The organism is Streptomyces sp. IBSNAI002, assembly GCF_052244475.1.
GTDB lineage: Bacteria > Actinomycetota > Actinomycetes > Streptomycetales > Streptomycetaceae > Streptomyces.
In genome coordinates, this window is the sequence record NZ_JBQPXG010000002.1 from 6,202,030 (window position 1) to 6,224,556 (window position 22,527).

General features: G+C 72.8%; 19 protein-coding genes. 13 read left to right on the plus strand and 6 right to left on the minus strand.

Annotated features, from left to right (window positions below; genetic code table 11):
* Positions 1-28: 28 nt before the first annotated feature.
* Complete coding sequence (locus ACTVZO_RS29835) at positions 29-814, minus strand: amino acid ABC transporter ATP-binding protein (protein ID WP_443301259.1); 786 nt, start codon at positions 812-814, stop codon at positions 29-31.
* A gap of 261 nt (positions 815-1,075) precedes the next feature.
* On the opposite strand from ACTVZO_RS29835, the gene ACTVZO_RS29840 reads away from it, so the two are divergent.
* Together ACTVZO_RS29840 and ACTVZO_RS29845 are read left to right on the plus strand one after the other, a co-directional pair.
* Entirely contained in the window at positions 1,076-1,780 is a 705-nt protein-coding gene (locus tag ACTVZO_RS29840) for a response regulator transcription factor (RefSeq protein WP_443301260.1), read from the plus strand.
* Positions 1,781-1,792: 12 nt separating this feature from the next.
* Positions 1,793-3,205, plus strand: a complete 1,413-nt coding sequence (locus ACTVZO_RS29845) for an ATP-binding protein (RefSeq protein ID WP_443301261.1) — start codon at positions 1,793-1,795, stop codon at positions 3,203-3,205.
* 9 nt (positions 3,206-3,214) lie between these two features.
* Here ACTVZO_RS29845 and ACTVZO_RS29850 read toward each other — a convergent pair whose 3' ends face one another.
* Together ACTVZO_RS29850 and ACTVZO_RS29855 are read right to left on the minus strand one after the other, a co-directional pair.
* The gene (locus ACTVZO_RS29850; protein WP_443301262.1) at positions 3,215-5,401 is read right to left on the minus strand and encodes an endo-beta-N-acetylglucosaminidase; all 2,187 of its coding nucleotides are present in this window, start codon (positions 5,399-5,401) and stop codon (positions 3,215-3,217) included.
* A gap of 26 nt (positions 5,402-5,427) precedes the next feature.
* Complete coding sequence (locus ACTVZO_RS29855) at positions 5,428-6,681, minus strand: glycoside hydrolase 5 family protein (RefSeq protein WP_443301263.1); 1,254 nt, start codon at positions 6,679-6,681, stop codon at positions 5,428-5,430.
* Positions 6,682-6,916: 235 nt separating this feature from the next.
* On the opposite strand from ACTVZO_RS29855, the gene ACTVZO_RS29860 reads away from it, so the two are divergent.
* Positions 6,917-8,017 carry a LacI family DNA-binding transcriptional regulator gene (locus ACTVZO_RS29860; RefSeq protein WP_443301264.1) on the plus strand — a complete coding sequence of 367 codons (1,101 nt, stop codon included), beginning with the start codon at positions 6,917-6,919 and terminating at the stop codon, positions 8,015-8,017.
* A 22-nt stretch (positions 8,018-8,039) separates the two neighbouring features.
* The gene (locus ACTVZO_RS29865) at positions 8,040-9,059 is read left to right on the plus strand and encodes an ROK family protein (protein ID WP_443301265.1); all 1,020 of its coding nucleotides are present in this window, start codon (positions 8,040-8,042) and stop codon (positions 9,057-9,059) included.
* Here the strand turns inward: ACTVZO_RS29865 and ACTVZO_RS29870 are convergent.
* Positions 9,049-10,044, minus strand: a complete 996-nt coding sequence (locus ACTVZO_RS29870) for a TAXI family TRAP transporter solute-binding subunit (protein ID WP_443301266.1) — start codon at positions 10,042-10,044, stop codon at positions 9,049-9,051. The genes ACTVZO_RS29865 and ACTVZO_RS29870 overlap by 11 nt on opposite strands.
* Before the next feature lie 95 nt (positions 10,045-10,139).
* Between ACTVZO_RS29870 and miaB the strand changes: the two genes are divergently transcribed.
* Both miaB and ACTVZO_RS29880 read left to right on the plus strand, forming a co-directional pair.
* Positions 10,140-11,657 (plus strand): tRNA (N6-isopentenyl adenosine(37)-C2)-methylthiotransferase MiaB, encoded by a 1,518-nt coding sequence (miaB, locus tag ACTVZO_RS29875; RefSeq protein ID WP_443301267.1) that lies wholly within the window; start codon positions 10,140-10,142, stop codon positions 11,655-11,657.
* 34 nt (positions 11,658-11,691) lie between these two features.
* The gene (locus tag ACTVZO_RS29880) at positions 11,692-12,414 is read left to right on the plus strand and encodes a hypothetical protein (RefSeq protein ID WP_443301268.1); all 723 of its coding nucleotides are present in this window, start codon (positions 11,692-11,694) and stop codon (positions 12,412-12,414) included.
* 113 nt (positions 12,415-12,527) lie between these two features.
* Here the strand turns inward: ACTVZO_RS29880 and ACTVZO_RS29885 are convergent, their stop codons facing one another.
* Positions 12,528-12,773 (minus strand): antitoxin, encoded by a 246-nt coding sequence (locus ACTVZO_RS29885; protein WP_384216023.1) that lies wholly within the window; start codon positions 12,771-12,773, stop codon positions 12,528-12,530.
* Positions 12,774-12,796: 23 nt separating this feature from the next.
* Positions 12,797-13,012 (minus strand): gliding motility protein, encoded by a 216-nt coding sequence (locus ACTVZO_RS29890; protein ID WP_443301269.1) that lies wholly within the window; start codon positions 13,010-13,012, stop codon positions 12,797-12,799.
* Positions 13,013-13,197: 185 nt separating this feature from the next.
* Here ACTVZO_RS29890 and miaA point away from each other — a divergent pair, with 185 nt between their 5' ends.
* The 7 genes from miaA to hflX all read left to right on the plus strand — a co-directional run bounded on the left by miaA (position 13,198) and on the right by hflX (position 22,524).
* Positions 13,198-14,136: a tRNA (adenosine(37)-N6)-dimethylallyltransferase MiaA gene (miaA, locus tag ACTVZO_RS29895; protein ID WP_443301270.1), complete on the plus strand. Its 939-nt coding sequence runs from the start codon at positions 13,198-13,200 to the stop codon at positions 14,134-14,136.
* A gap of 126 nt (positions 14,137-14,262) precedes the next feature.
* On the plus strand, positions 14,263-14,832 hold the full coding sequence (locus ACTVZO_RS29900) for a hypothetical protein (protein ID WP_443301271.1): 570 nt from the start codon (positions 14,263-14,265) through the stop codon (positions 14,830-14,832).
* 34 nt (positions 14,833-14,866) lie between these two features.
* On the plus strand, positions 14,867-15,742 hold the full coding sequence (dapF, locus tag ACTVZO_RS29905; RefSeq protein ID WP_443301272.1) for a diaminopimelate epimerase: 876 nt from the start codon (positions 14,867-14,869) through the stop codon (positions 15,740-15,742).
* 140 nt (positions 15,743-15,882) lie between these two features.
* On the plus strand, positions 15,883-18,045 hold the full coding sequence (locus tag ACTVZO_RS29910) for a RelA/SpoT family protein (protein ID WP_443301273.1): 2,163 nt from the start codon (positions 15,883-15,885) through the stop codon (positions 18,043-18,045).
* 231 nt (positions 18,046-18,276) lie between these two features.
* Positions 18,277-19,263: an IS481 family transposase gene (locus tag ACTVZO_RS29915; protein ID WP_443301274.1), complete on the plus strand. Its 987-nt coding sequence runs from the start codon at positions 18,277-18,279 to the stop codon at positions 19,261-19,263.
* A gap of 203 nt (positions 19,264-19,466) precedes the next feature.
* Positions 19,467-20,906: a M1 family metallopeptidase gene (locus ACTVZO_RS29920; RefSeq protein ID WP_443301275.1), complete on the plus strand. Its 1,440-nt coding sequence runs from the start codon at positions 19,467-19,469 to the stop codon at positions 20,904-20,906.
* A gap of 103 nt (positions 20,907-21,009) precedes the next feature.
* Positions 21,010-22,524, plus strand: coding sequence for a GTPase HflX (gene hflX, locus ACTVZO_RS29925; protein WP_443301276.1), 1,515 nt, complete (start codon positions 21,010-21,012; stop codon positions 22,522-22,524).
* The last annotated feature ends 3 nt before the right edge of the window (positions 22,525-22,527 follow it).

The following is a 22,527-nucleotide window of genomic DNA, read 5'->3' on the forward strand; positions in this document are numbered from 1 at the left end:
TCACCGGATGACTACCAGACCGGAAACCTCAGTGGTGCAGGATCTTCGAGAGGAAGTCCTTCGCCCGGTCACTGCGCGGGTTGCTGAAGAACTGCTCGGGCGCGGCCTCTTCGACGATCTTTCCGTCGGCCATGAAGACGACCCGGTTCGCCGCGGAGCGGGCGAAGCCCATCTCGTGCGTGACGACCACCATGGTCATCCCCTCGCGGGCGAGCTGCTGCATGACCTCCAGCACCTCGTTGATCATCTCCGGGTCGAGCGCCGAGGTCGGCTCGTCGAACAGCATCACCTTCGGCTCCATGGCCAGCGCGCGGGCGATCGCCACACGCTGCTGCTGGCCGCCGGAGAGCTGCGCCGGGTACTTGTCGGCCTGCGAGCCGACGCCCACCCGGTCCAGCAGGGCCACCGCCTTGGCGTGGGCGGCCGCGTGGTCCGCCTTGCGGACCTTGACCTGGCCCAGCATGACGTTCTGGAGCACCGTCTTGTGCGCGAAGAGGTTGAACGACTGGAAGACCATGCCGACGTCGGCGCGCAGCCGGGCCAGTTCCCTGCCCTCGGAGGGCAGCTCCTTGCCGTCGAGCGTGATGGTGCCCGAGTCGATGGTTTCCAGCCGGTTGATGGTCCGGCACAGTGTGGACTTGCCCGATCCCGAAGGACCGATCACCACGACGACCTCACCGCGGGCAATGCTCAGATCGATGTCCTGAAGCACGTGCAGCGCGCCGAAGTGCTTGTTGACGTTGCTCAGTACGACCAGGTCGTCCGCGGCGCCGGCCGCGTCCTGCACGTCCTTGGTCACTGATACTCCGCTCATCGGCTTCTTGCTCCGTCCTCCTCGGTTGGGAGGACAGTAGTGACGAGGCGTCCACAGCGTCATCACATCTGAGGGAGAATTGAGCATAACGATCGGGCCTCGCCCCGATACGCTCCGTGCGCCCCCGCGATCTGCTCGTACCGGGTGCATAACGGAAGACGCGCCGAGCCGGAACCCCCTTGACGCGGGCGCCCGCATCGGCGTGGATGCAAGGTGGCCCTGAACAGGAACCGAAAACCGAGACAAGGAGAGGGGGACGACATGAGACTGCTGCTCGTCGAGGACGACGACCACGTCGCCGCCGCCCTGTCCGCGATCCTCGCCCGGCACGGCTTCCAGGTCACCCACGCCCGCAACGGCGAGGAGGCCCTCCAGGCCCTGCTGCCCGCCGGAGCACCCCCCTTCGGTGTGGTCCTGCTCGACCTCGGACTGCCCGACCAGGACGGCTACGAGGTGTGCGGGAAGATCCGCAAGCGCACCGCCACGCCGGTCATCATGGTGACCGCGCGGGCCGATGTGCGCTCCCGCATCCACGGCCTGAACATGGGCGCCGACGACTACGTGGTCAAGCCCTACGACACCGGCGAACTCCTGGCCCGCATCCACGCGGTCGCCCGGCGCACCGGCGCCTCCGAGGAAGCCGCCGCCACCGGCGTCGGCACGCCCGCCACGGTGCGGCTCGGCTCCGTCAGCATCGAGCTGCCCACCCGCCGGGTCAGCGTGGACGGCGCCGATGTGCCGCTCACCCGCAAGGAGTTCGACCTGCTGGCGCTGCTCGCGCAGCGGCCCGGGGTCGTCTTCCGCCGAGAACAGATCATCAGTGAGGTGTGGCGCACCAGCTGGGAGGGGACGGGCCGCACCCTGGAGGTCCACGTCGCCTCGCTGCGCTCCAAGCTCCGCATGCCCGCCCTCATCGAGACCGTCCGCGGGGTGGGCTACCGGCTCGTCGCCCCCACCACCCCCTGAGGAATCCGCCCCGTGCGCGCCAGGCTGCTCCCGCTCCTCGTCATCCTGATGGCGGGCACGCTCCTCGCGCTCGGCTTCCCGCTCGCCGTGAGCCTGGCCGCCGGACAGCAGCAGCGGGTGGTCGTCGACCGCATCGACGACAGCGCCCGCTTCGCGGCCCTCGCCCAGTTCGTGATCGACGCCGAGGGCGCCGGATCCAGCGGAGCCGACGAGCGCATCGCGACCCTCCAGCACGAACTCGCCCGCTACCAGGACCTGTACGGCATCCGCGTCGGCATCTTCTACCGCGACGACAACGCCATGGCGCGCGCCCCCGGCTGGTGGCAGCTCCCCGAGTCCGGAGAGGGCCGCCGCGCCTTCATGGAGGCACTGGCCGGGCGGCGCAGCCACGACCCCGGCCAGGTCTGGCCCTGGCAGACCCACGGCAAACTCCTCGTCGTCTCCCCGGTGGTCCTCGACGGGGACGTGGTCGCCGTCGTCGCCACCGAATCGCCCACCGATCAGATGCGCGCCCGGATCCTGCGCGGCTGGCTGCTCATCGCGGGCGGGCTCGCCGCCGCCATGCTGGTCGCCTTCGGCGCCGCCCTGCGCCTCACCAGCTGGGTCCTCAAGCCCGTGCAGACCCTGGACGCGGCAGCCCACGGCATCGCCACCGGACGGATGAACTCGCGGGTCGCGGCCGCAGGGGGGCCGCCGGAACTCCAACGCCTGGCCCGGTCGTTCAACGAGATGGCCGACAACGTCGAAGAGGTACTGGAGCAGCAGCGGGCGTTCGTCGCGGACGCTTCCCACCAGCTGCGCAACCCGCTCGCCGCGCTGCTCCTGCGGATCGAGCTGCTCGCCCTCGAACTCCCCGAGGGCAACGAGGAGATCGCTTCCGTGCGCGCCGAGGGCAAGCGCCTGACCCAGGTCCTGGACGACCTGCTGGACCTGGCGCTGGCCGAGCACGCCTCCGCCGAGATCAGCCTCACCGACATCGGCGCGCTGGCCGCGGAGCGGGTCGCCGCCTGGCGTCCGTTCGCCGAGGAGAAGGGCGTACGGCTCACGGGGACGGGCCGGTCCGCCGTCACCGGCTGGGCCGACCCGATTGCCCTGTCCAGCGCGCTCGACGCCGTCATCGACAACGCCCTGAAGTTCACTCCGTCCGGCGAGGAGGTCGAGGTGTCGGTCTCGGTGGTCGAGCGCACCGTCCGCGTGGCCGTCGCCGACCGGGGTCCCGGTCTCACCGAGGACGAGCTGATGCGCATCGGCGACCGGTTCTGGCGCAGCGGGCGGCACCAGAACGTCAAGGGCTCCGGGCTCGGCCTGTCGATCTCCAGGGCCCTGCTCGCCGCGGGCGGCGGGTCCCTCTCGTACGAGACGAACCCGCCGCACGGGCTGCGGGTGACGGTGGCGGTTCCGCGCACCGAACCGCACCTTTCCTGACCTGCGGCTCTACCAGGTCAGCGTGGTGCGGGCCGGGAGGGAGGCCGCGTACAGCTCGTCCACGGCCCGCACCTCCAGGACCGTGGCCCGCTCCTGACCGGCCCGCCCCACGGAGGGCAGGTAGAGGGCGGCGGAACAGGTTCCGCCGAGGAAACGGCGGCTGCCGTCGGGCAGTACCCGGGACACCGCGTAGTGCCGGACCGGCCCGGCCGCCCGGCGCCACGAGAGGCGGAGCCGGGCCTGGTCCCCCCGGCGGGCCGCGGCGTCCACGGTCAGTGCGGCAGGAGCCGCCGGGCGCCGGGCGGCGGCCGTGTCGCGTACCGACAGGGCCCCGAGCCGCCACGCCACGGCCCCGTCCCCGAGCCCCGTGACCCGTACGGCGAGCGCGTACGCCGTCCGCCCCGCCAGCGCCGGCAGCCCGACCCGTGTCCGGCGCCAGGCCCGCCCCGCGCCGAGGGTCTCCGCCCGCAGCCAGGTGTACGGGACCGGCTCGCCCGGAGCCGCCGGCTCGCGGGTGGCCACCCCGACCTCGACGGCGACCGGGCCGGCCTCCGTGGCGTGCACCAGCTCCAGCACCGTGGACCGGGTGAGCGGAAGGCGGGTCGCGTGCAGGCCGACGGCGGCCGGGGCGGTCAGGGGGCCGGTGACGAGCAGGCTGGAGCCGCCGCGCCAGGCGCGCGCGAAGTCCAGGGCCACGGCGGGCCGCTGCCCGGTGGTGTCCACGACCCAGCGGCGGCCCGGCAGCCGGTCCTGGAGCCCGAGGTGGTTCCACGGCGTGTCGGAGGCGACCTCGCCCCCCTCGTACCAGCGCTCCCCGTGCCCGGTGTTGAAGGAGCAGGCGAAGGGGAGCGAGGCCACCGTGGCCCGGTCGGCGACGGCCGTCGCCGGGGCCCGCCAGGTGTCTTCGGGGTCCGGGCGGGACGGATCGAGGGACGCGCCCGTCCAGAACCGGTCGTCGGCGCGGTGGAACGCGCCGGGGGAGCGGTCGGTGAGGTGGTTGCGGGTCCACTCCGGCCGGTAGAAGCCGTAGCTGACGACGTGGTCGCGCTCGCGCGGGATGATCGCGTCCCAGCGGACGGCGGAGTTCCAGCCGTGGGACTCGGTGTCCACGGCCGCCCACAGCTCGTGGCGGGAACGGCCCAGCCGGTCCGCGAGCGCCCCGGAGCCGGCCAGGGTCTGCGGGGTCCAGCGGAAGTCCACGAACATGGTGTCCGCGACCTTTCCGGCCCGGTCCTCGAAGAACTCCTGGTTGAGCTCGTTGAGCGCGCCCTGCCAGCCGACCCGCCCGGTGGTGTTCATCGCGTCGTACCAGGTGATGCGCAGCCCGTGCGGCTCGCCGGCCGCCCGCAGGGCGCGCAGGAACAGCCGCATCAGGGTGGCGAGTTCGCTGTCCCCGCCCTCGGTCTCGGCGTTGACGAACCAGCCGTCGAATCCGTACGCCGACGCCACCCGCACCAGCTGCTCGGCGATCGGGAACCGGCCGAGGGAGTCCCGCTGGACCAGGTCGCGGGTCCACCGGAGGTCGCCGCCGTAGGCCGCGGGGGGCAGGAAGACGTTGCCCAGCACCCGGACCCCGTTGCGGTGGGCCGCGTCGACCACGGGGGCGTTCGGGGCGAGCACGATGCCCTCGCCGGCGGAGCCGCCCCAGAACACCAGCTCGTCGATGTACGCCCAGTGCGTCAGCGCGTAGGAGTCGGCCGTGGCCGAGCCCTGCGAGGGGTTCAGCGCGGTGGGGCCGAACGAGACGAGGGAGGCGATCCGGGCCTGGCCGGCGCGGGCGCCGCGGTGCGCCGGCACCGGGGTGAAGCGCGGCGCGAGCGGGACGGTCGCGGTGTTGTGGGCGAGATCGGGATCGCCCTGCGGGGTCCACTGCTTGAGCGAGCGCCATACGATCCCGGGGCCGGGGGCGCCCTCGGGGAGGGAGTCGGGGTACCAGTAGGAGGCGTACGGGGCCAGGTCGGAGGGGGTGGCCGCCGCGGCCCCGACCGCCGGATCCGTGGCCGCGGGATCCGTGGCCGCCGGAGCCTGGGCGGCGGCGGCCGGCGCGGGAGCGGACCCGGCGGCCAGGGCGACGGCCCCCGCCCCGGCCGCCAGCACCGAGCGCCGGGCCGGCCCTGACGCGTCGCACCGTGGACCATCGGCCGGTATCGCCTCGCCCCGCGCCGCGGGGTGTCTGGGCGTATCGCTCTCGGACATGCCGGCTCCTCCGGATGGGCGTCAGGTCAGGTCAGGTCGGGAACGCGCAGCACCTCGGTGATGCCGCGCGCGGACAGGTGCGCCTGGTCTTCCGCGAGTTCGGCCAGCACCACCGCGGGCCGGACCCCCTGCGCGGTGAGCTCCGCCCACGCCTCGAAGAACGCGCCGCCGGGCGCGCACACCGAGCGCCGGGGGGCCGCGTCCGCCCCGCCGACGTCGACCACCAGCGCGGTGGACCGTACGGCGGGCCGGTGCGCGCGCCCCCGCCACCGTGCGGCGATCCGGGCGACGGCCGCCCCGGCGGGCTTGGTCCGGCGGTCGTTGGTGAGCAGACCGAGGCCGTACTCCAGCTCCGGGAAGTCCGCGAGCTCCCGGGAGACGTCGTGCGAGCACCACCAGGTCACCCCCCACAGGTCCGGGCAGTCCAGGGCGTTGGCCACGGTGGCCTCGGTGAACGCGGCCGCGCGCTCGGGCCCGATCAGCGGGGCCGGCGCGCCGACCTCCTGGAGCCACACCGGCCGGTGCGGGTCCAGTGCCCAGGCCTTGGACAGCTCGACCAGGTACGCGGCGTGGTGCTCGGTCGCCGTCCCCGCCGGGCCGTGGCGCTGCGCGGTGCCGTTGAACACCCAGGAGTGCACGGCGGTGGCCGCGCCCAGCCGCGCCGCCTGGGCGACGGTGAAGGGGTGCCCGTCCCGGTACCAGGCGGCGTCGTACTCGGCGTGCACGTGGAACCGCCCGGGCGCGCCCTCCTCGCAGGCGGCCAGCATCCGCTCCAGCCACCGGGCGGCCTGCTGCGGGGTGATCCGGTCGGGGTCGGGGTGGGGGTCGTCGGAGAACTGGTTGATCTCGTTGCCGACGGTCATGCCCAGGAAGTTCGGCCGGTCCGCGAGGGCGGCGGCCAGCGTGCGCAGGTAGTGCGCCTGGCCGGAGACCACCTCCTGGTCGGTGAACAGGCCGCGCCGGTGCCAGGTGCGGGTCCAGGCGGGCAGGAAGTCGAAGCTCGACAGGTGCCCCTGGAGCCCGTCCACCGCGACGTCCAGGCCGCGTTCGGCCGCCGCGTCGGCGAGCGCGACCAGCTGCTCCACGGCGCGCGGCCGGATCAGCGTCCGGTTCGGCTGGAACACCGGCCACAGCGGGAACACCCGGACGTGGTCCAGCCCGAGTGCGGCGATCGAGTCGAGGTCGGCCCTGACCTCGTCGAGGTCGAAGTCCAGCCAGTGGTGGAACCAGCCCTGGGCGGGCGTGTAGTTGGCGCCGAATCGGAGCGCGTCCTCGTGCACTGGGCGTCCCTGGAGTCCTGAGGAATTCACCGGGCGCGCCACAACCTGCCGGGACGGCGGTGGAAAGTCAACAGGGCCTCCAACTGGTGTACTTATGCGCTTCAGTCCTGTTGACACAAGGGTTCCGGCCATCAGAATCTGGGAGAACTAATGCGGTTTAGCCATGACCGGCCGCAGGGAACTGCGCGGGAATGGGACAGCGGTATTCCGGCGGTCGCCGAAGGATGAGGCAGGCATGGCCCGTAGACCCACCATCAAGGACATCGCCCGCCGGGCGGGCGTGTCGGAGAGCGCCGTCTCCTTCGCGCTCAACGGCCGGCCGGGCGTCTCCGACGCCACCCGTGCCCGGATCCGCAGCGTCGCCGAAGAGCTCGGCTGGCAGCCCAACAGCGCCGCACGGGCCCTGTCCGGCGAACGCTCCGGAGCCGTCGGGCTGGTCCTCGCGCGGCCGGCGCACACGCTCGGCGTCGAGTCCTTCTTCCTCCAGCTCGTCTCCGGCATCCAGGAGGTCCTCTCCGCCGCCCGGACCGCCCTGCTGTTCCAGGTCGTCGAGGACATCGACGCGGAGTGCGCCGTCTACCGCCGCTGGTGGGCCGAGCGGCGGGTCGACGGCGTCCTCGTCGTCGACCCGCGCATCCACGATCCGCGCCCCGCGCTGCTCGGGGAGCTGGCCCTGCCCGCGGTCATGGTGGGCGAGGGCGACCTCTCCCGGGCCGCGGACCCGTCCCGGGCCGCGGACCCGTCCCGCCCCGAGGCCCTCTCCCGCGCCGAAACCGTCGTCTCCTCGGTCCGCGCCGACGACGCCGGCGCGATGACCCGGATCCTCGACCACCTCCACGGCCTCGGCCACCGCCGGATCGTCCACGTCGCCGGGCTGCCCGGCCTCGCCCACACGGCCCGCCGGATCGAGGCGCTGCGCACCGAGGCCGCGCGGCGCGGGCTCGGCCCCGACCGGGTGCGCTCCGTGGTCACCGACTACTCCGACGCCGAGGGCGCGGCGGCCACCCGCCGGCTCCTCGCCGAGCCCGAGCCGCCCACCGCACTCGTCTACGACAACGACGTGATGGCCGTCGCCGGGATCGCGGTCGCCGCCGAGCTCGGCATCCCCGTGCCCGGCCGGCTCTCCATGGTGGCCTGGGACGACTCCGCGCTGTGCCGGGTCACCCACCCCCGGCTCACCGCCCTCGTACGGGACACCGCCGGCTTCGGCCGGCTCGCCGCGGAAGAGCTCCTCGCCGTCCTCGCGGGACGGCCCCCCGCGGTGCGCACGAGCGAGCAGCCGCGGCTGGAGCCCCGCGAGAGTACGGCGCCGCCGGCGGCGCATACTGAATCCTGACCCCTTGCCTGGAGCCGCCACCGTGACCACTCCCACCGCCCCCTTCCCCACCCCGCGAGCCGGCGCCCCGGCCGCGGGCCTGACGGTGGCGATCGACATCGGCGGGACGAAGATCGCCGGGGCGCTCGTGCACCCCGACGGCACCATGACGGCCACGACCCGCCGCCCCACCCCGCGCGGCGGGGACGCGGACGCCGTGATGGCGGCGGTCACCGAGGTCGTCGCCGACCTGTCCGGCTCCCCGCTGTGGCCCTCCGCGGTCCGCTGCGGGATCGGCAGCGCGGGCCCGGTGGACTCCTCCCGGGGGACGGTCAGCCCGGTCAACATCGGGGCGTGGCGGGAGTTCCCCGTCCAGGCCCGGATCACGGCGGAGCTCGCGGCGCGCGGCGCCGACGTCCCGGCCGTGCTGGCCGGCGACGGCGTGGCGATGACCGCGGCGGAACACTGGCTGGGAGCGGCCCGGGGCCACGCGAACGCCCTGTGCATGGTGGTCTCCACCGGCGTCGGCGGCGGCCTCATCCTGAACAACCAGCTCCACCCCGGCCCCACCGGCAACGCGGGACACATCGGCCACATCAGCGTGGCCTTCGACGGCGAACCCTGCGTCTGCGGCAGCCGCGGCTGCGTCGAGTCGATCGCCTCCGGCACCGCCATCGCCGGCTGGGCCCGGGCCCAGGGCTGGACCCCGGCCGAGCCCGGGGGCGACGCCACGGCCGCCGGCGTGGCCGCCGCCGCCGAGGCCGGCGACCCGGTCGCGCGCGCCGCCTTCGACCGTGCGGGCCGGGCCCTGGCAGCGGCCATCGCGGCCACCGCGACCCTCGTCGAGACGGACATCGCGGTCATCGGCGGGGGCGTCGCGGCCTCCGGCGAGACCCTCTTCGCCCCGATCCGCAGCCACCTCGCCGACTACGCCACGCTGTCCTTCGTACAGGGCCTGACGGTGGTCCCGGCGAGCCTGGGCACGCACGCGGGCCTGATCGGCGCGGCCGCCGCGGCGACCATGCTGCTGCCCCAGGCCGGGACCCCGAGCGCTACGGCTTGACCGAGCGGTAGTAGCGCCGGGCGCCCTCGTGCAGGTTCAGCGGATCGGTGTAGATCGCGGTCCGAAGGTCCACCAGCTGCGCCGCGTGCACCTCGCGCCCGATGTCGTCGCGGCTGTTGAGCACCGTCCGGGTGAACTGCTCGGTCAGCCGGGGGTCCGTGTCCTCCGTGGTCACCAGCAGGTTCGGCACGGCCAGGGTGGCCACCGCGCTGGTGTTGCGGGCCCTCGCGTACGCGTCCTGCGGCATCACCGCCGCCCGGTAGTAGCGCGCCGGGCTTCCGCTCCCCTGCAGCCGCTCCACCAGGTCGCCGAGCTGCACGAGCCTGATGTCGAACCGCTCCGACAGCTCGCGCACGGCGTTCGTCGGCAGCCCGCCCGACCAGAAGAAGGCGTCGATCCGCCCGGCCTCCAGCTCGGCGGGCATGGTGTCGATGCCGATGGACACCGGGGTGATGTCGCGCACCGGGTCCAGCCCGGCCGCCGTCAGCAGCCGCTCCGCGATGAGCCGCACCCCGGATCCCGGCTGGCCTATGGCCACCCGCTTGCCCTTCAGGTCCTGGGCCGACTGCACCGGGGAGCCGGCCGGCACCACCAGCTGCACGTAGTCGTCGTAGAGCCGGGCGACCCCGCGCAGCGAGTCCGCCCCGGGCTTGCCGTCCTGCCGGTACTTGGCCACCGCGTCCGCCGTCGCCACCGTGAAATCCGCCTCCCCGGCGGCCACCCGCTGGAGGTTCTGCTGCGAGCCCTCGCTGGTCTGCAGCCGCACCTTCACCCCCGGCATGTCCTGCCGGAGGCGCTGCTCCAGCAGTTCTCCGTAGCGGTGGTAGACCCCGGTCCTGACACCCGTGCTGAAGGCCAGCTCCCCCTTGAGCTCCGGCTCCCCGAAGGGCTTCAGCCACCAGACCAGGACGCCGAGCAGGGCGAGTACGGCCACCAGGGCCCGCAGGGCGTGGCGCCTGCTGATCCGGGGCGGTACGTGAGGCATGGCCGAGATCCTGCCACCCGCCCGCCGTCCTGTCACGGCACGGGCGGGCGCCCCGGGCGGCCGGAGGCCCTCCGGGCACCGCCTACCCTTGTTCCATGACCAGCAGCAGCGACCGGAGCACGGCAGTGGACGTCAAGGGAACATACGAGGTGCGCACCTACGGGTGCCAGATGAACGTGCACGACTCCGAGCGGCTGTCCGGTCTGCTGGAGGGCGCGGGCTACGTCCGCGCCGCCGAGGGCTCCGACGGCGACGCCGACGTCGTGGTCTTCAACACCTGCGCGGTCCGCGAGAACGCCGACAACAAGCTGTACGGCAACCTCGGACGGCTCGCCCCGATGAAGACCAAGCGGCCCGGCATGCAGATCGCCGTCGGCGGCTGCCTCGCGCAGAAGGACCGCGACACGATCGTCAAGCGGGCCCCCTGGGTCGACGTCGTCTTCGGCACGCACAACATCGGCAAGCTCCCCGTGCTGCTGGAGCGCGCCCGCGTCCAGGAGGAGGCGCAGGTCGAGATCGCCGAGTCGCTGGAGGCGTTCCCCTCGACGCTGCCGACCCGCCGCGAGTCCGCGTACGCCGCCTGGGTCTCGATCTCCGTCGGCTGCAACAACACCTGCACCTTCTGCATCGTCCCGGCGCTGCGCGGCAAGGAGGAGGACCGCCGTCCCGGCGACATCCTCGCCGAGGTGGAGGCCCTGGTCGCCGAGGGCGTCTCCGAGATCACCCTGCTCGGCCAGAACGTCAACGCGTACGGCTCCGACCTGGGCGACCGCGAGGCCTTCAGCAAGCTGCTGCGCGCCTGCGGCCAGATCGAGGGCCTGGAGCGGGTCCGCTTCACCTCCCCGCACCCGCGCGACTTCACGGACGACGTGATCGCGGCGATGGCCGAGACCCCGAACGTGATGCCGCAGCTGCACATGCCGCTGCAGTCCGGCTCGGACCCGATCCTGAAGGCGATGCGCCGGTCGTACCGGCAGGAGCGTTTCCTCGGGATCATCGAGAAGGTCCGCGCCGCGATCCCGCACGCGGCGATCTCCACCGACATCATCGTGGGCTTCCCCGGTGAGACGGAGGAGGACTTCCAGCAGACGATGCACACGGTGCGCGAGGCCCGCTTCGCGAGCGCCTTCACCTTCCAGTACTCCAAGCGGCCCGGCACCCCCGCCGCCGACATGGACGGGCAGATCCCCAAGGAGGTCGTGCAGGACCGCTACATGCGCCTGGTCGCCCTCCAGGAGGAGATCTCCTGGGAGGAGAACAAGAAGCAGGTCGGCCGCACGCTGGAGGTCATGGTCGCGGAGGGCGAGGGCCGCAAGGACGGCGCCACCCACCGCCTCTCCGGCCGCGCCCCCGACAACCGCCTCGTCCACTTCACGAAGCCGGACGGGGAGGTCCGGCCGGGCGACGTGGTCACCGTGGACATCACCTACGCCGCCCCGCACCACCTGCTCGCCGAGGGCCCGACCCCGGCCGTGCGCCGCACCCGCTCCGGCGACGCCTGGGAGAAGCGCAACGCCGCCCCGGCCCAGCCCGCCGGGGTCATGCTCGGGATTCCGACCCTGGGCGTCCCGGCCCCGCTGCCCGCCGCCACCTCGGGCTGCGCGATCGACTGACCAACGGCCGCGGACGGCGGCTAGGCTGCGGATCATGCTCGTAGCCGCTGCCGTCTGTCCCGCCCCGCCGCTGCTCGTGCCGGAGGTCGCCTCGGGGGCCGCCGCCGAACTCGGCGACGCCCGCACCGCCTGCTCCGACGCGCTCGCGGTGCTCGCCGCCTCCCGGCCCGACCTGCTCGTCGTGGTCGGAGCCGCCGCCGAGGGCGGCGCGTACGACCAGGGCACCCCCGGGAGCTTCGCCGGGTTCGGCGTGGACCTGACCGTCACCCTCGGCCCCGACCTGGGCGAACCGCCGAGCGGCCATGCCACCGGGGGAACGCTTCCGGCGTCCCTCGCGGTGGCCGGCTGGCTGCTGGGCCGGGCCCGCTGGGCGGCCGCCCCGGTCGCCGGCGTGGCCGTCGCCGCGCACCTCCCGCCGAGCGGCTGCGGCCTCCTCGGCGCGGACCTGGGCGGTTCCGCCGAACGCGTGGCCATGCTGGTCCTCGGTGACGGCAGCGCCTGCCGGACCCTGAAGGCCCCGGGCTACCTCGACGAGCGGGCCGCCGCATTCGACGCGGCCGCCGCCCGGGTGCTGGGCGCCGCCGACGTGGCCGCGCTCGCCGCCCTCGACGCGGAGCTCGCGGCCGAGCTGCAGGCCGCCGGACGGGCTCCCTGGCAGGTCCTGGCGGGCGCCGCGGAGGGCGCGGGGCTCGACGGCCGGCTGCTGTACGAGGACGCGCCGTACGGGGTCGGGTACTTCGTCGCCACCTGGTCCTAGCCGCCGCACCGGCGCCCCTCGCGCGCATCGCCCGGGTACCGCGCACCGCCCGGGAACGACGGAGGGGCGCGGGACCGGCATCAGCCGGTCCCGCGCCCCTTTCCGGTACCGCGTCAGGAAGCGGGCGGCGGCGTCGGCCCGCCGCCGGCGTCCTTGTGCGCGATCTTGCCCAGGGCGTCCTTCGCCTTGCCCGTACCGGTCGTGATCCGGTCGCTGTACTTGCCGTGGGTCTTGGAGTCCACGGCCTTGGCCACCTTGTCCAGACCCTCGGTGATCCGGCCCTCGTTCTTCTGGGCGAGATCGCCGACCTTGTCCTTCGCCGGCGCGAGCTTGGCCTTCAGATTGTCCAGCAGGCCCATGGGTCACCTTCCATTGGCGGTCGCTACGTACGGGCGCCCTCGCCGGCCTCGTTGTCCACGGCCACCTCGGCCGACTGCTGCTTCGGGATCTCCACGGCTTCCGCCGCCGGAGCCTCCGCAACCGCCGGCTCGGCCTCGGCCTCGTCGGCCGTACCGGACTCCGCCGTCACGACCTCGGCAGCGACCTCCTCGGTCGCGACCTCGTCCTTACGACGAAAAAACCGATCAAAAACGCCCATGTCTACTCCCATAACGTTACTCGTGTGAGTGAAGTTCCGCCCCGGCCGGACCGGCCTGCCGGACGTCCGCCGCAGGGCGCACTCCAGCCGGAACCTCGCCAGGGCAACGACCCCGTTCCCACCCCGTCACCTCACCCGATCGGGTACATGACGGCGTCTTGACCGGGGGCTGAGAGACTGGGGCGGTGAGGAATGCAGCCCCCGCCCCGCGGGTCATCGCCGTCGTCGGACCCACCGCGGCCGGAAAGTCCGATCTGGGCGTCGCCCTGGCCCGCCATTTCGACGGCGAAGTCGTCAACGCCGACTCCATGCAGCTCTACCGGGGGATGGACATCGGCACCGCCAAGCTGACGCAGGCGGAACGCGGCGGAGTCCCGCACCACCTCCTCGACATCTGGGACGTCACCGAGACCGCCAACGTCGCCGACTACCAGCGCCTGGCCCGCATCGAGATCGACAAGCTCCTCGCCGAAGGCCGTACACCCGTCCTCGTCGGCGGATCCGGCCTCTACGTGCGCGGCGCGCTGGACGCCATGGAGTTCCCCGGCACCGACCCCGAGGTCCGCGCCCGGCTGGAGGGGGAGCTCGCCCTGCGCGGCCCCGGCGCCCTGCACGCCCGCCTCGCCGCGTCCGACCCTGCCGCGGCCCACGCGATCCTGCCCAGCAACGGCCGCAGGATCGTCCGCGCGCTGGAGGTCATCGAGATCACCGGCCGCCCCTTCACCGCCAACCTGCCCGGCCACGAATCCGTCTACGACACCGTCCAGATCGGCGTGGACGTGGCCCGGCCCGAGCTCGACGAGCGGATCGCGCTGCGCGTGGACCGGATGTGGGAGGACGGGCTGGTGGACGAGGTCCGCGCCCTCGAGGCCCGGGGACTGCGCGACGGAATCACCGCCTCCAGGGCGCTCGGCTACCAGCAGGTGCTCGCCGCGCTCGCCGGGGAGTGCACCGAGGACGAGGCCAGGGCCGAGACCGTGCGCGCCACCAAGCGGTTCGCCCGGCGGCAGGATTCGTGGTTCCGCCGCGACCCGCGGGTGCACTGGCTCAGCGGGGCCGCCACCGACCGGGGGGAACTCGCCGGGATCGCGCAGTCGTTGGTCGAACGAGCGGTTACAGCCTGATCACGTGATGGCATCGGGACGCCCCGGGCGCCCGTCGGGGGGTCGGCGACGTGCCATCATCAAACTCCTGGCGGTGCGGTCACCGGCAGTGCATGGCGGCGTACTGGGTCCGAGTGGGGAGGGCGCGTGGCGATGGAGGCCGGCCCTCGTGACACCGGGCAGGGCAACACCCGGCGGGAAGCGGACCCGAATCTTCTCGACCGGTCGGACGACGACGCAACCGGAAGCGGAGCCGGAAACGGAAACGGAACCGGCGCGGGGTCCGAAGCCGCAGTGCTGGGGCTGCCCGCCGACCCGGCCCGGCTGACGCCCGACGGCCCCGACGCACCGGACACCGCCGCCATCGAGGCGGGCGGGCCCGAGTTCGAGGTCGAACTGCGTCCGCAGCGCCGCCTGCGCCTGTGGCAGATCGCCCCCATCGTGATGCTCGCCGCCGCCGGATCGCTGATGTTCGCCTTCCCGCTCGCCTTCGAGTTCGGCGACGGCGGAGCCGTGGTCGCGATGCTCGGCTTCCTCATCAGCTGCTGCGCCGGCGGCTGGGGCATGATGGCCGCGCGCCGCGTCGGCTATACCTGGCCCGGGCTCCCGGCCCGGGGCAGCGGCCGCCGGCCCGACTGGCGCGTGGCCGCGCTGTACGCCGTGGCCGCGCTGGCCCTCGTAGCCCTCGCCGTGTACCGGGTGGCGCGGCTCCGCTGAACGCCCGCGACCAGCGGATCGGTACCATGAGCGGGTGACGCACAAGAGCCTCTCCTTCCTCAAGGGCCACGGCACCGAGAACGACTTCGTGATCATTCCGGACCCGGACAACGCCATCGGGCTGTCCGCGTCCGCCGTGGCGCGGCTGTGCGACCGACGCGCCGGCATCGGCGGCGACGGCGTCCTGCACGTGGTCCGATCCGCCGCCCACCCCGACGCCGCGCACCTGGCCGGCGAGGCGGAGTGGTTCATGGACTACCGCAACAGCGACGGCTCGATCGCCGAGATGTGCGGCAACGGCGTCCGCGTCTTCGCCCGCTACCTCCAGCACGCCGGCCACGCCGAGCCCGGCGACCTCGCGATCGCCACCCGGGGCGGCGTCAAGCACGTCCACCTCGACAAGAGCGGCGACGTCACCGTCGCGATGGGCCGCGCGGCCCTGCCCGAGGGAGAGGTCACCGTCTCCGTCGGCGAGCGCAGCTGGCCCGCGCGCAACGTCAACATGGGCAACCCGCACGCGGTGGCCTTCGTCGACAGCCTCGACGACGCGGGAACCCTGCACACCGCCCCGCCGTTCAGCCCCGCGTCCGCCTACCCCACCGGCGTCAACGTCGAGTTCGTCGTCGACCGCGGCCCCCGCCACGTCGCCATGCGCGTGCACGAGCGCGGCTCCGGCGAGACCCGCTCCTGCGGCACCGGCGCCTGCGCCGTCGCCGTGGCCGCCATCCGCCGCGACGGCGTCGATCCGGCCGCCACCGGCGACCCGGTCACGTACACCGTCGACCTCCCCGGCGGGACCCTGCTCATCACCGAGCACCCCGACGGGCGGATCGACATGACCGGACCGGCCGTCATCGTGGCCGAGGGCGCGTTCGAGGCGGCCTGGCTCACCGAAACGGCCTTCGCCTGAAGGTTCCCTCTAATGGGTGATCCATTTCACGCTGAGCGAGAGGTGGACTGCGCCACGTGGTGGGGTCGGTAACATCAGGCACCGGCCCTGAGGGCTCACCCCATGCCCACCACCGCCGGTCGAAGCCGCCGGAGGTGCCCATGAGTGCAGAGGCCACGAACCCCGAAGCACACCCCGAAGCGCGCCCTGAGCTCCGCAGACGCGGCCGGACCAGGCTCGATCTGCGTCGGCTCGGACGCGCGGCCCTGCTCGGGCCGACGTCCCGCGACCGGCTCCCGGACGCCATCGGCCACGTCGCGGAGGCGCACCGCGCCCACCATCCGGACGCCGATCTGTCCGTTCTGCGGCGTGCCTACCTCCTCGCGGAGACCTCGCACCGCGGCCAGATGCGCAAAAGCGGTGAGCCGTACATCACACACCCGCTCGCCGTCACCCTGATCCTGGCCGAACTCGGCGCCGAGACCACCACGTTGACGGCCTCCCTCCTCCACGACACCGTCGAGGACACCGACGTGACCCTCGATCAGGTCGGCGAGGAGTTCGGCGACGAGGTCCGCTTCATCGTCGACGGCGTCACCAAGGTGGAGAAGATCGACTACGGCGCCGCCGCCGAGCCCGAGACCTTCCGCAAGATGCTCGTCGCCACCGGCAACGACGTCCGCGTGATGTCCATCAAACTCGCCGACCGGCTGCACAACATGCGCACCCTCGGCGTGATGCGCCCCGAGAAACAGGCCCGCATCGCCAAGGTCACCCGCGACGTCCTCATCCCCCTCGCCGAACGGCTCGGCGTCCAGGCCCTCAAGACCGAGCTGGAAGACCTCGTCTTCGCGATCCTGCACCCCGAGGAGTACGAGCGCACCCGCGCGCTCATCGCGGCCCACGCGGGGGAGCGCGACCCGCTGCCCGCCATCGCCGACTCCGTACGGACGGTCCTGCGCGAGGCGGGCATCACCGCCGAAGTGCAGGTCCGGCCGCGGCACTTCGTCTCCGTCCACCGGATCGCCCTCAAGCGCGGCGAGCTGCGCGGCTCCGACTTCGGGCGCATCCTCGTCCTCGTCGGCGAGAACGCCGACTGCTACGCGGTACTGGGGGAGCTGCACACCTGCTTCACCCCGGTCGTCTCGGAGTTCAAGGACTTCATCGCCACCCCGAAGTTCAACCTCTACCAGTCGCTGCACACCGCGGTCGCCACCCCCGAGGGGTACGTGGCCGAGGTGATCGTGCGGACCCGCCAGATGCACAGGGTGGCGGAGGCGGGCGTGGTCGCGCTCGGCAATCCGTACGCCACCGCGACTACCGCGACCACCGCACCCACCACGGCTGCCGCGCCCACGGCCCCCACCACGTCCACCACGGCCGCCGCCGGTGCCGGCGTATCCGAGGCCGCCGCGGACCCGTACGAGGAGCGGGTGGACCCCACGCGGCCCGGCTGGCTGTCCCGGCTGCTCGACTGGCAGCAGTCCGCGCCCGACCCCGACACCTTCTGGAGCGTCCTGCGCGCCGAACTGGCCCAGGACCGGGAGATCACCGTCTTCCGGGCCGACGGCGGGACGCTGGGCCTGCCCGCCGGAGCCAGCTGTATCGACGCCGCCTACGCCCAGCACGGCGAGGCGGCACACGGCTGTATCGGCGCCCGCGTCAACGGGCGCCTCACCTCCCTGTCCTCCCCCCTCTCCGACGGCGACACCGTGCAGCTGCTGCTCGCCCAGGACGCCTCCTCGGGCCCCTCCGCCGAATGGCTGGACCACGCCCGGACCCCGGCCGCCCGGATCGCCATCAGCAGCTGGCTCGAAGCCCATCCCGACCGCGCGATGGCCACGACCACGGCCGCCCGGGCGCCGCTGTCGGTGGTCGGGGCCCGCGGCGGCGGGGCCAACGCGGTCGCCGACCTGCCGGACGCCCCCGTACGCCTCGCCGGCTGCTGCACCCCGGTGCCGCCGGACGCGGTCGCCGGGTTCGTGGTCCGGGGCGGGGCCGTCACCGTGCACCGCATCCACTGCGCCGCGGTCGCCCAGATGCGGGCCGTGGGGCGCACCTCCGTCGCCGTGCACTGGAGGGCCACGGCCGACTGCCGCGTCACCCTGCTCGCCGAATCGTTCGGCCGCCCCCACCTGCTGGCCGACCTGACCGAGGCCATCGCCCGCGAGGGGGTCGAGGTCGTCTCCGCGACCGTGGAGCCCCCCGTGGAACAGCGGGTCCGGCACAGCTACACCCTTCAGCTGCCCGACGCGGCCGGTCTGCCCGCGCTGATGCGGGCGATGCGGAACGTACCCGGCGTGTACGACGTCAGCCGCGCCTAGGGCCTGTCGTCAAACTCCCGTCTGCCCCGCGACGCCTGGCACGCGCTCTCGCCGCACCGGGCGAAAGCAAAGTACGTCCAGTACGCGTGCTTCCGCCCGGCGCACCGAGAGCACGCACAAGACGCCGCAGGGCCGCCCTCCGGGCGACGACGGGAGTTTGACGACAGGCCCTAGGTATGAAACTGCCGGACGTTGGTTACACATGGGTCTCCGAGTAGACGGAGGTCTGCCGTGCCCCCTTCACCTCAACAGCAGCAGGACCGTCAGGCCCAGCACCGCCTTGCGGTCCTGCGACACGCCGAAGAAGTCACGGGGAACGTCGCGCTGACCTGCCGGTACTACGGCATCAGCCGCACTTGCTTCTATAAGTGGCAGCGCCGTTACCAGGACGAAGGCCTCGACGGCCTGCGGGACCGGTCCAGCAAGCCGCACCACTGTCCTCACGCCACCGAGGCCGACGTCGTGAACAAGATCGTCTACCTGCGGCGGCACTACTACTTCGGTCCGATGAAGATCAAGATGTACCTCAAGCGGTACCACGACATCGACATCGCCTGTTCAGCCGTCTACCGCATCCTCAAGAAGCTCGGGCTGAACCGGCTGCCGGCCTCCCAGCGCTACAAACGCCACGACAAGCGCTACACCCGCTACGAGAAGCAGTTGCCCGGCAACCGCGTCCAGATCGACGTCAAATTCATCGAGCCGATCGGCCTCCCTGCGCAGGCTCCTGCGGCAGCGCCGGTGACCGGGCCCCTTCCGAAACGGCGGCGCCGGGCGAAGTACTACCAGTTCACCGCCATCGACGACTGCACCAGGCTGCGGGTGCTGCGGATCTACCCGCGGTGCGACCAGAAGACCGCCGTCCAGTTCCTCGACTACGTCCTCGGGCGCCTGCCGTTCCGCATCGAGGTCATCCAGACCGACAACGGCGCGGAGTTCCAGTCAGCCTTCCACTGGAACGTTCTCGACAAGGGCATCGCCCACACCTACATCAAACCCGCATCACCGCACCTCAACGGCAAAGTCGAACGCTCCCATCGCATCGACGCCGAGGAGTTCTACCGCATGCTCGACGGCCTCGTCATCGACGACACAGGCGTCTTCAACGACAAGCTGCGAGAGTGGGAGGACTACTACAACTACCACCGCCCCCACGGCGCCCTCGGCGGCCAGACACCCTACGAACGCCTCAAGCAGAAGACCGAGGCCCCGGTGTAATCAAGCACCAGCAGTCGCACACCTAGCACCCGTCCCCGCGGCGGGCCCCGACCGGAGGGACGGCCACCGCCCGGCCCGGCCCCCGGCCCCCGGCCCCCGGGCCGGGCCGGTGCTAGCCCGCGTCCGCGCCGGAAGGCCCCGTTCGAGTGGCTCCGTCGCGCGCCGTACCCGGCCTTGTGGCGGACGCTGGTATGCGGTGGTGGATGCAGCTCACCTCCCCGCGCCTGCGCGCCGCCCTGCTCGCCGCGGCGTCCCTCACCCTCGTCGCCGCCGTACTGCCCCCGCCGCAGCCGCTGGGCATCGGCGACCGGCTGTTCCCGGAGCTCGGGAACCCCGGGTACGACGTGCTCTCGTACGACCTCTCCTTCACGTACAAGGACAACCGCACCCCCCTCGACGCCGTCACCGTCATCGACGCCCGCGCCCTGCAGCCGCTGGAGCGGATCAACCTGGACTTCACCCACGGGAAGGTGGCCTCCGCCGAGGTCAACGGCGAACCGGCCCGGTTCGAGAGCGTCGGGGAGGACCTCGTCCTGACACCCGCCCGCCCGGTCACCGCGCACGTGCCGCTGCACATCACCGTCCGGCACACCAGCGACCCGCGCGGACGCGCGGACGGCGGCTGGGTGCCCACCGAGGACGGCCTGGCCATGGCCAACCAGGCCGATGCCGCCCACCGCGTCTTCCCCTGCAACGACCACCCCGCCGACAAGGCGTTCTTCACCTTCCGGGTCACCGCCCCCGAGGACCTCACGGTCGTCACCAACGGGGTGCCCGTCGCGGCGGCACTGCGGACGGGTTCCTCGAAGACCTGGACGTACCGGACCCGGCACCCGATGGCCACCGAACTGGCCCAGGTCTCGGTCGGGCGCTCCGCGGTCGTCCACGGAACCGGACCGCACGGGCTGCCGCTGCGCGACGTCGTGCCCGCCGAGGACCGGCTGAAACTCGACCCCTGGCTGCGGAAGACCGCCGGTCACATCGCCTGGATGGAGGAGCGCGTCGGCCGCTACCCCTTCGAGAACTACGGGGTCCTGATCGCGCGCGCCAACACCGGCTTCGAACTGGAGACGCAGACCCTCTCGCTCTTCGAGCACAGCCTGTTCTCGGGCGACGGCTACCCCGAGTGGTACGTGGAGTCCGTCATGGTCCACGAGCTCGCCCACCAGTGGTTCGGCGACAGCGTCGCCCCGCGCACCTGGTCCGACCTGTGGCTCAACGAGGGACACGCCACCTGGTACGAGGCCCTGTACGCGGACGGCCTCGGCAAGTACTCCCTGGAGCGGCGCATGCGCGAGGCGTACCAGCGCTCCGACCAGTGGCGGGCGGCCGGCGGCCCGCCGGCCGCACCCAAGGCGGCGGCGCCGGGCGAGAAGATCGGCTTGTTCCGGCCGGTGGTCTACGACGGGGCCGCGCTGATCCTCTACGCGCTGCGCCAGGAGATCGGCACCCAGGCCTTCGACCGCCTCGAACGCCGCTGGGTGGCCGAGCACCAGGACGGGGTCGCGGGTACGGAGGACTTCGTGCGCCTGGCCTCGCAGGTGGCGGGACGGGACCTGGCGGCCTTCCTGGAGCCGTGGCTGTACGGGAAGACGACCCCCGCGATGCCCGGCCATCCGGAATGGAGCGGGAAAAGCGTGTGACCGGCCGGGAGCGGGCATGTCACCATCGACAGGGCCGTTCGGGAATCCCAGGGCGGTGTGACACGTTGGACGTGTCAGCTATCCGAATCGACGTAAGGATCCAATGACCTCCTCTTCTTCCCCTTCCCAGGACGCGCGGGACGCACAGGACACGCAGGACGTGCGCGAATCGCAGAGCTTCACCGAGAGCCTTCGGGCCGATGCCCTGATGGAAGAGGACGTCGCCTGGAGCCACGAGATCGACGGAGACCGGGACGGCGAGCAGTTCGAACGCTCCGAGCGCGCGGCCCTGCGCCGCGTGGCCGGCCTCTCCACCGAGCTCGAAGACGTCACCGAGGTCGAGTACCGACAGCTCCGCCTGGAGCGGGTCGTCCTCGTGGGCGTCTGGACCTCCGGCACGGTGATCGACGCGGAGAACTCCCTCGCGGAGCTCGCCGCCCTCGCCGAGACGGCAGGTGCCCTCGTACTCGACGGTGTCATCCAGCGCCGCGACAAGCCGGACCCGGCCACCTTCATCGGCTCCGGCAAGGCGCGGGAGCTGCGCGACATCGTCATGGAGAGCGGCGCCGACACCGTCGTCTGCGACGGCGAGCTCAGCCCCGGCCAGCTCATCGCCCTCGAAGACGTCGTCAAGGTGAAGGTGGTCGACCGGACCGCCCTCATCCTGGACATCTTCGCCCAGCACGCCAAGTCCCGAGAGGGCAAGGCACAGGTCGCACTCGCGCAGATGCAATACATGCTTCCGCGCCTGCGCGGCTGGGGTGCCTCGCTGTCCCGGCAGATGGGTGGCGGCGGCGGTGGCGGCATGGCCACCCGAGGCCCCGGTGAGACCAAGATCGAAACGGACCGGCGACGGATCCGCGAGAAGATGGCGAAGATGCGCCGGGAGATCGCGGACATGAAGACCGGCCGCGACATCAAGCGGCAGGAACGACGCCGCAACAAGGTCCCCTCGGTCGCCATCGCCGGCTACACCAACGCCGGCAAGTCCTCGCTCCTCAACCGCCTCACCGGCGCGGGCGTACTGGTGGAGAACGCACTGTTCGCCACCCTCGACCCGACCGTGCGCCGGGCCGAGACGCCGAGCGGCCGGATCTACACCCTGGCCGACACCGTCGGCTTCGTCCGGCACCTGCCCCACCACCTCGTCGAGGCGTTCCGCTCCACGATGGAGGAGGTCGGCGACTCCGACCTCATCCTGCACATCGTGGACGGCTCGCACCCGGCGCCGGAGGAGCAGCTGGCGGCGGTCCGCGAGGTCATCCGCGAGGTCGGCGCGGTGAACGTGCCCGAGATCGTGGTGATCAACAAGGCGGACGCGGCGGACCCGCTCGTCCTCCAGCGGCTGCTGCGCATCGAACGGCACTCCATCGCCGTCTCGGCGCGCACGGGCCTGGGCATCGAGGAACTCCTCGCGCTCATCGACTCCGAGCTGCCGCGGCCCGAGGTCGAGGTGGAGGCCCTGGTGCCGTATACCCGAGGCTCGCTCGTGGCCAAGGCGCACGCCGAGGGCGAGGTGCTCTCCGAGGAGCACACCCCCGAGGGCACGCTGATCAAGGTGCGGGTCCACCAGGAGCTGGCGGCGGACCTGGCTCCGTACGCGCTCGCCAAGCGGTGACGG

What these genes read in the sequence shown, in the direction of transcription:
- ACTVZO_RS29835 (WP_443301259.1), bottom strand. Translation starts at nt 814, where the DNA reads ATGAGCGGAGTATCAGTGACCAAGGACGTGCAGGACGCGGCCGGCGCC.
- ACTVZO_RS29885 (WP_384216023.1), bottom strand. Translation starts at nt 12,773, where the DNA reads ATGGGCCTGCTGGACAATCTGAAGGCCAAGCTCGCGCCGGCGAAGGAC.
- ACTVZO_RS29840 (WP_443301260.1), top strand. Translation starts at nt 1,076, where the DNA reads ATGAGACTGCTGCTCGTCGAGGACGACGACCACGTCGCCGCCGCCCTG.
- miaB (WP_443301267.1), top strand. Translation starts at nt 10,140, where the DNA reads ATGACCAGCAGCAGCGACCGGAGCACGGCAGTGGACGTCAAGGGAACA.
- ACTVZO_RS29910 (WP_443301273.1), top strand. Translation starts at nt 15,883, where the DNA reads ATGAGTGCAGAGGCCACGAACCCCGAAGCACACCCCGAAGCGCGCCCT.
- ACTVZO_RS29880 (WP_443301268.1), top strand. Translation starts at nt 11,692, where the DNA reads ATGCTCGTAGCCGCTGCCGTCTGTCCCGCCCCGCCGCTGCTCGTGCCG.
- ACTVZO_RS29860 (WP_443301264.1), top strand. Translation starts at nt 6,917, where the DNA reads ATGGCCCGTAGACCCACCATCAAGGACATCGCCCGCCGGGCGGGCGTG.
- hflX (WP_443301276.1), top strand. Translation starts at nt 21,010, where the DNA reads ATGACCTCCTCTTCTTCCCCTTCCCAGGACGCGCGGGACGCACAGGAC.
- ACTVZO_RS29870 (WP_443301266.1), bottom strand. Translation starts at nt 10,044, where the DNA reads ATGCCTCACGTACCGCCCCGGATCAGCAGGCGCCACGCCCTGCGGGCC.
- ACTVZO_RS29850 (WP_443301262.1), bottom strand. Translation starts at nt 5,401, where the DNA reads ATGTCCGAGAGCGATACGCCCAGACACCCCGCGGCGCGGGGCGAGGCG.
- ACTVZO_RS29890 (WP_443301269.1), bottom strand. Translation starts at nt 13,012, where the DNA reads ATGGGCGTTTTTGATCGGTTTTTTCGTCGTAAGGACGAGGTCGCGACC.
- ACTVZO_RS29920 (WP_443301275.1), top strand. Translation starts at nt 19,467, where the DNA reads ATGCAGCTCACCTCCCCGCGCCTGCGCGCCGCCCTGCTCGCCGCGGCG.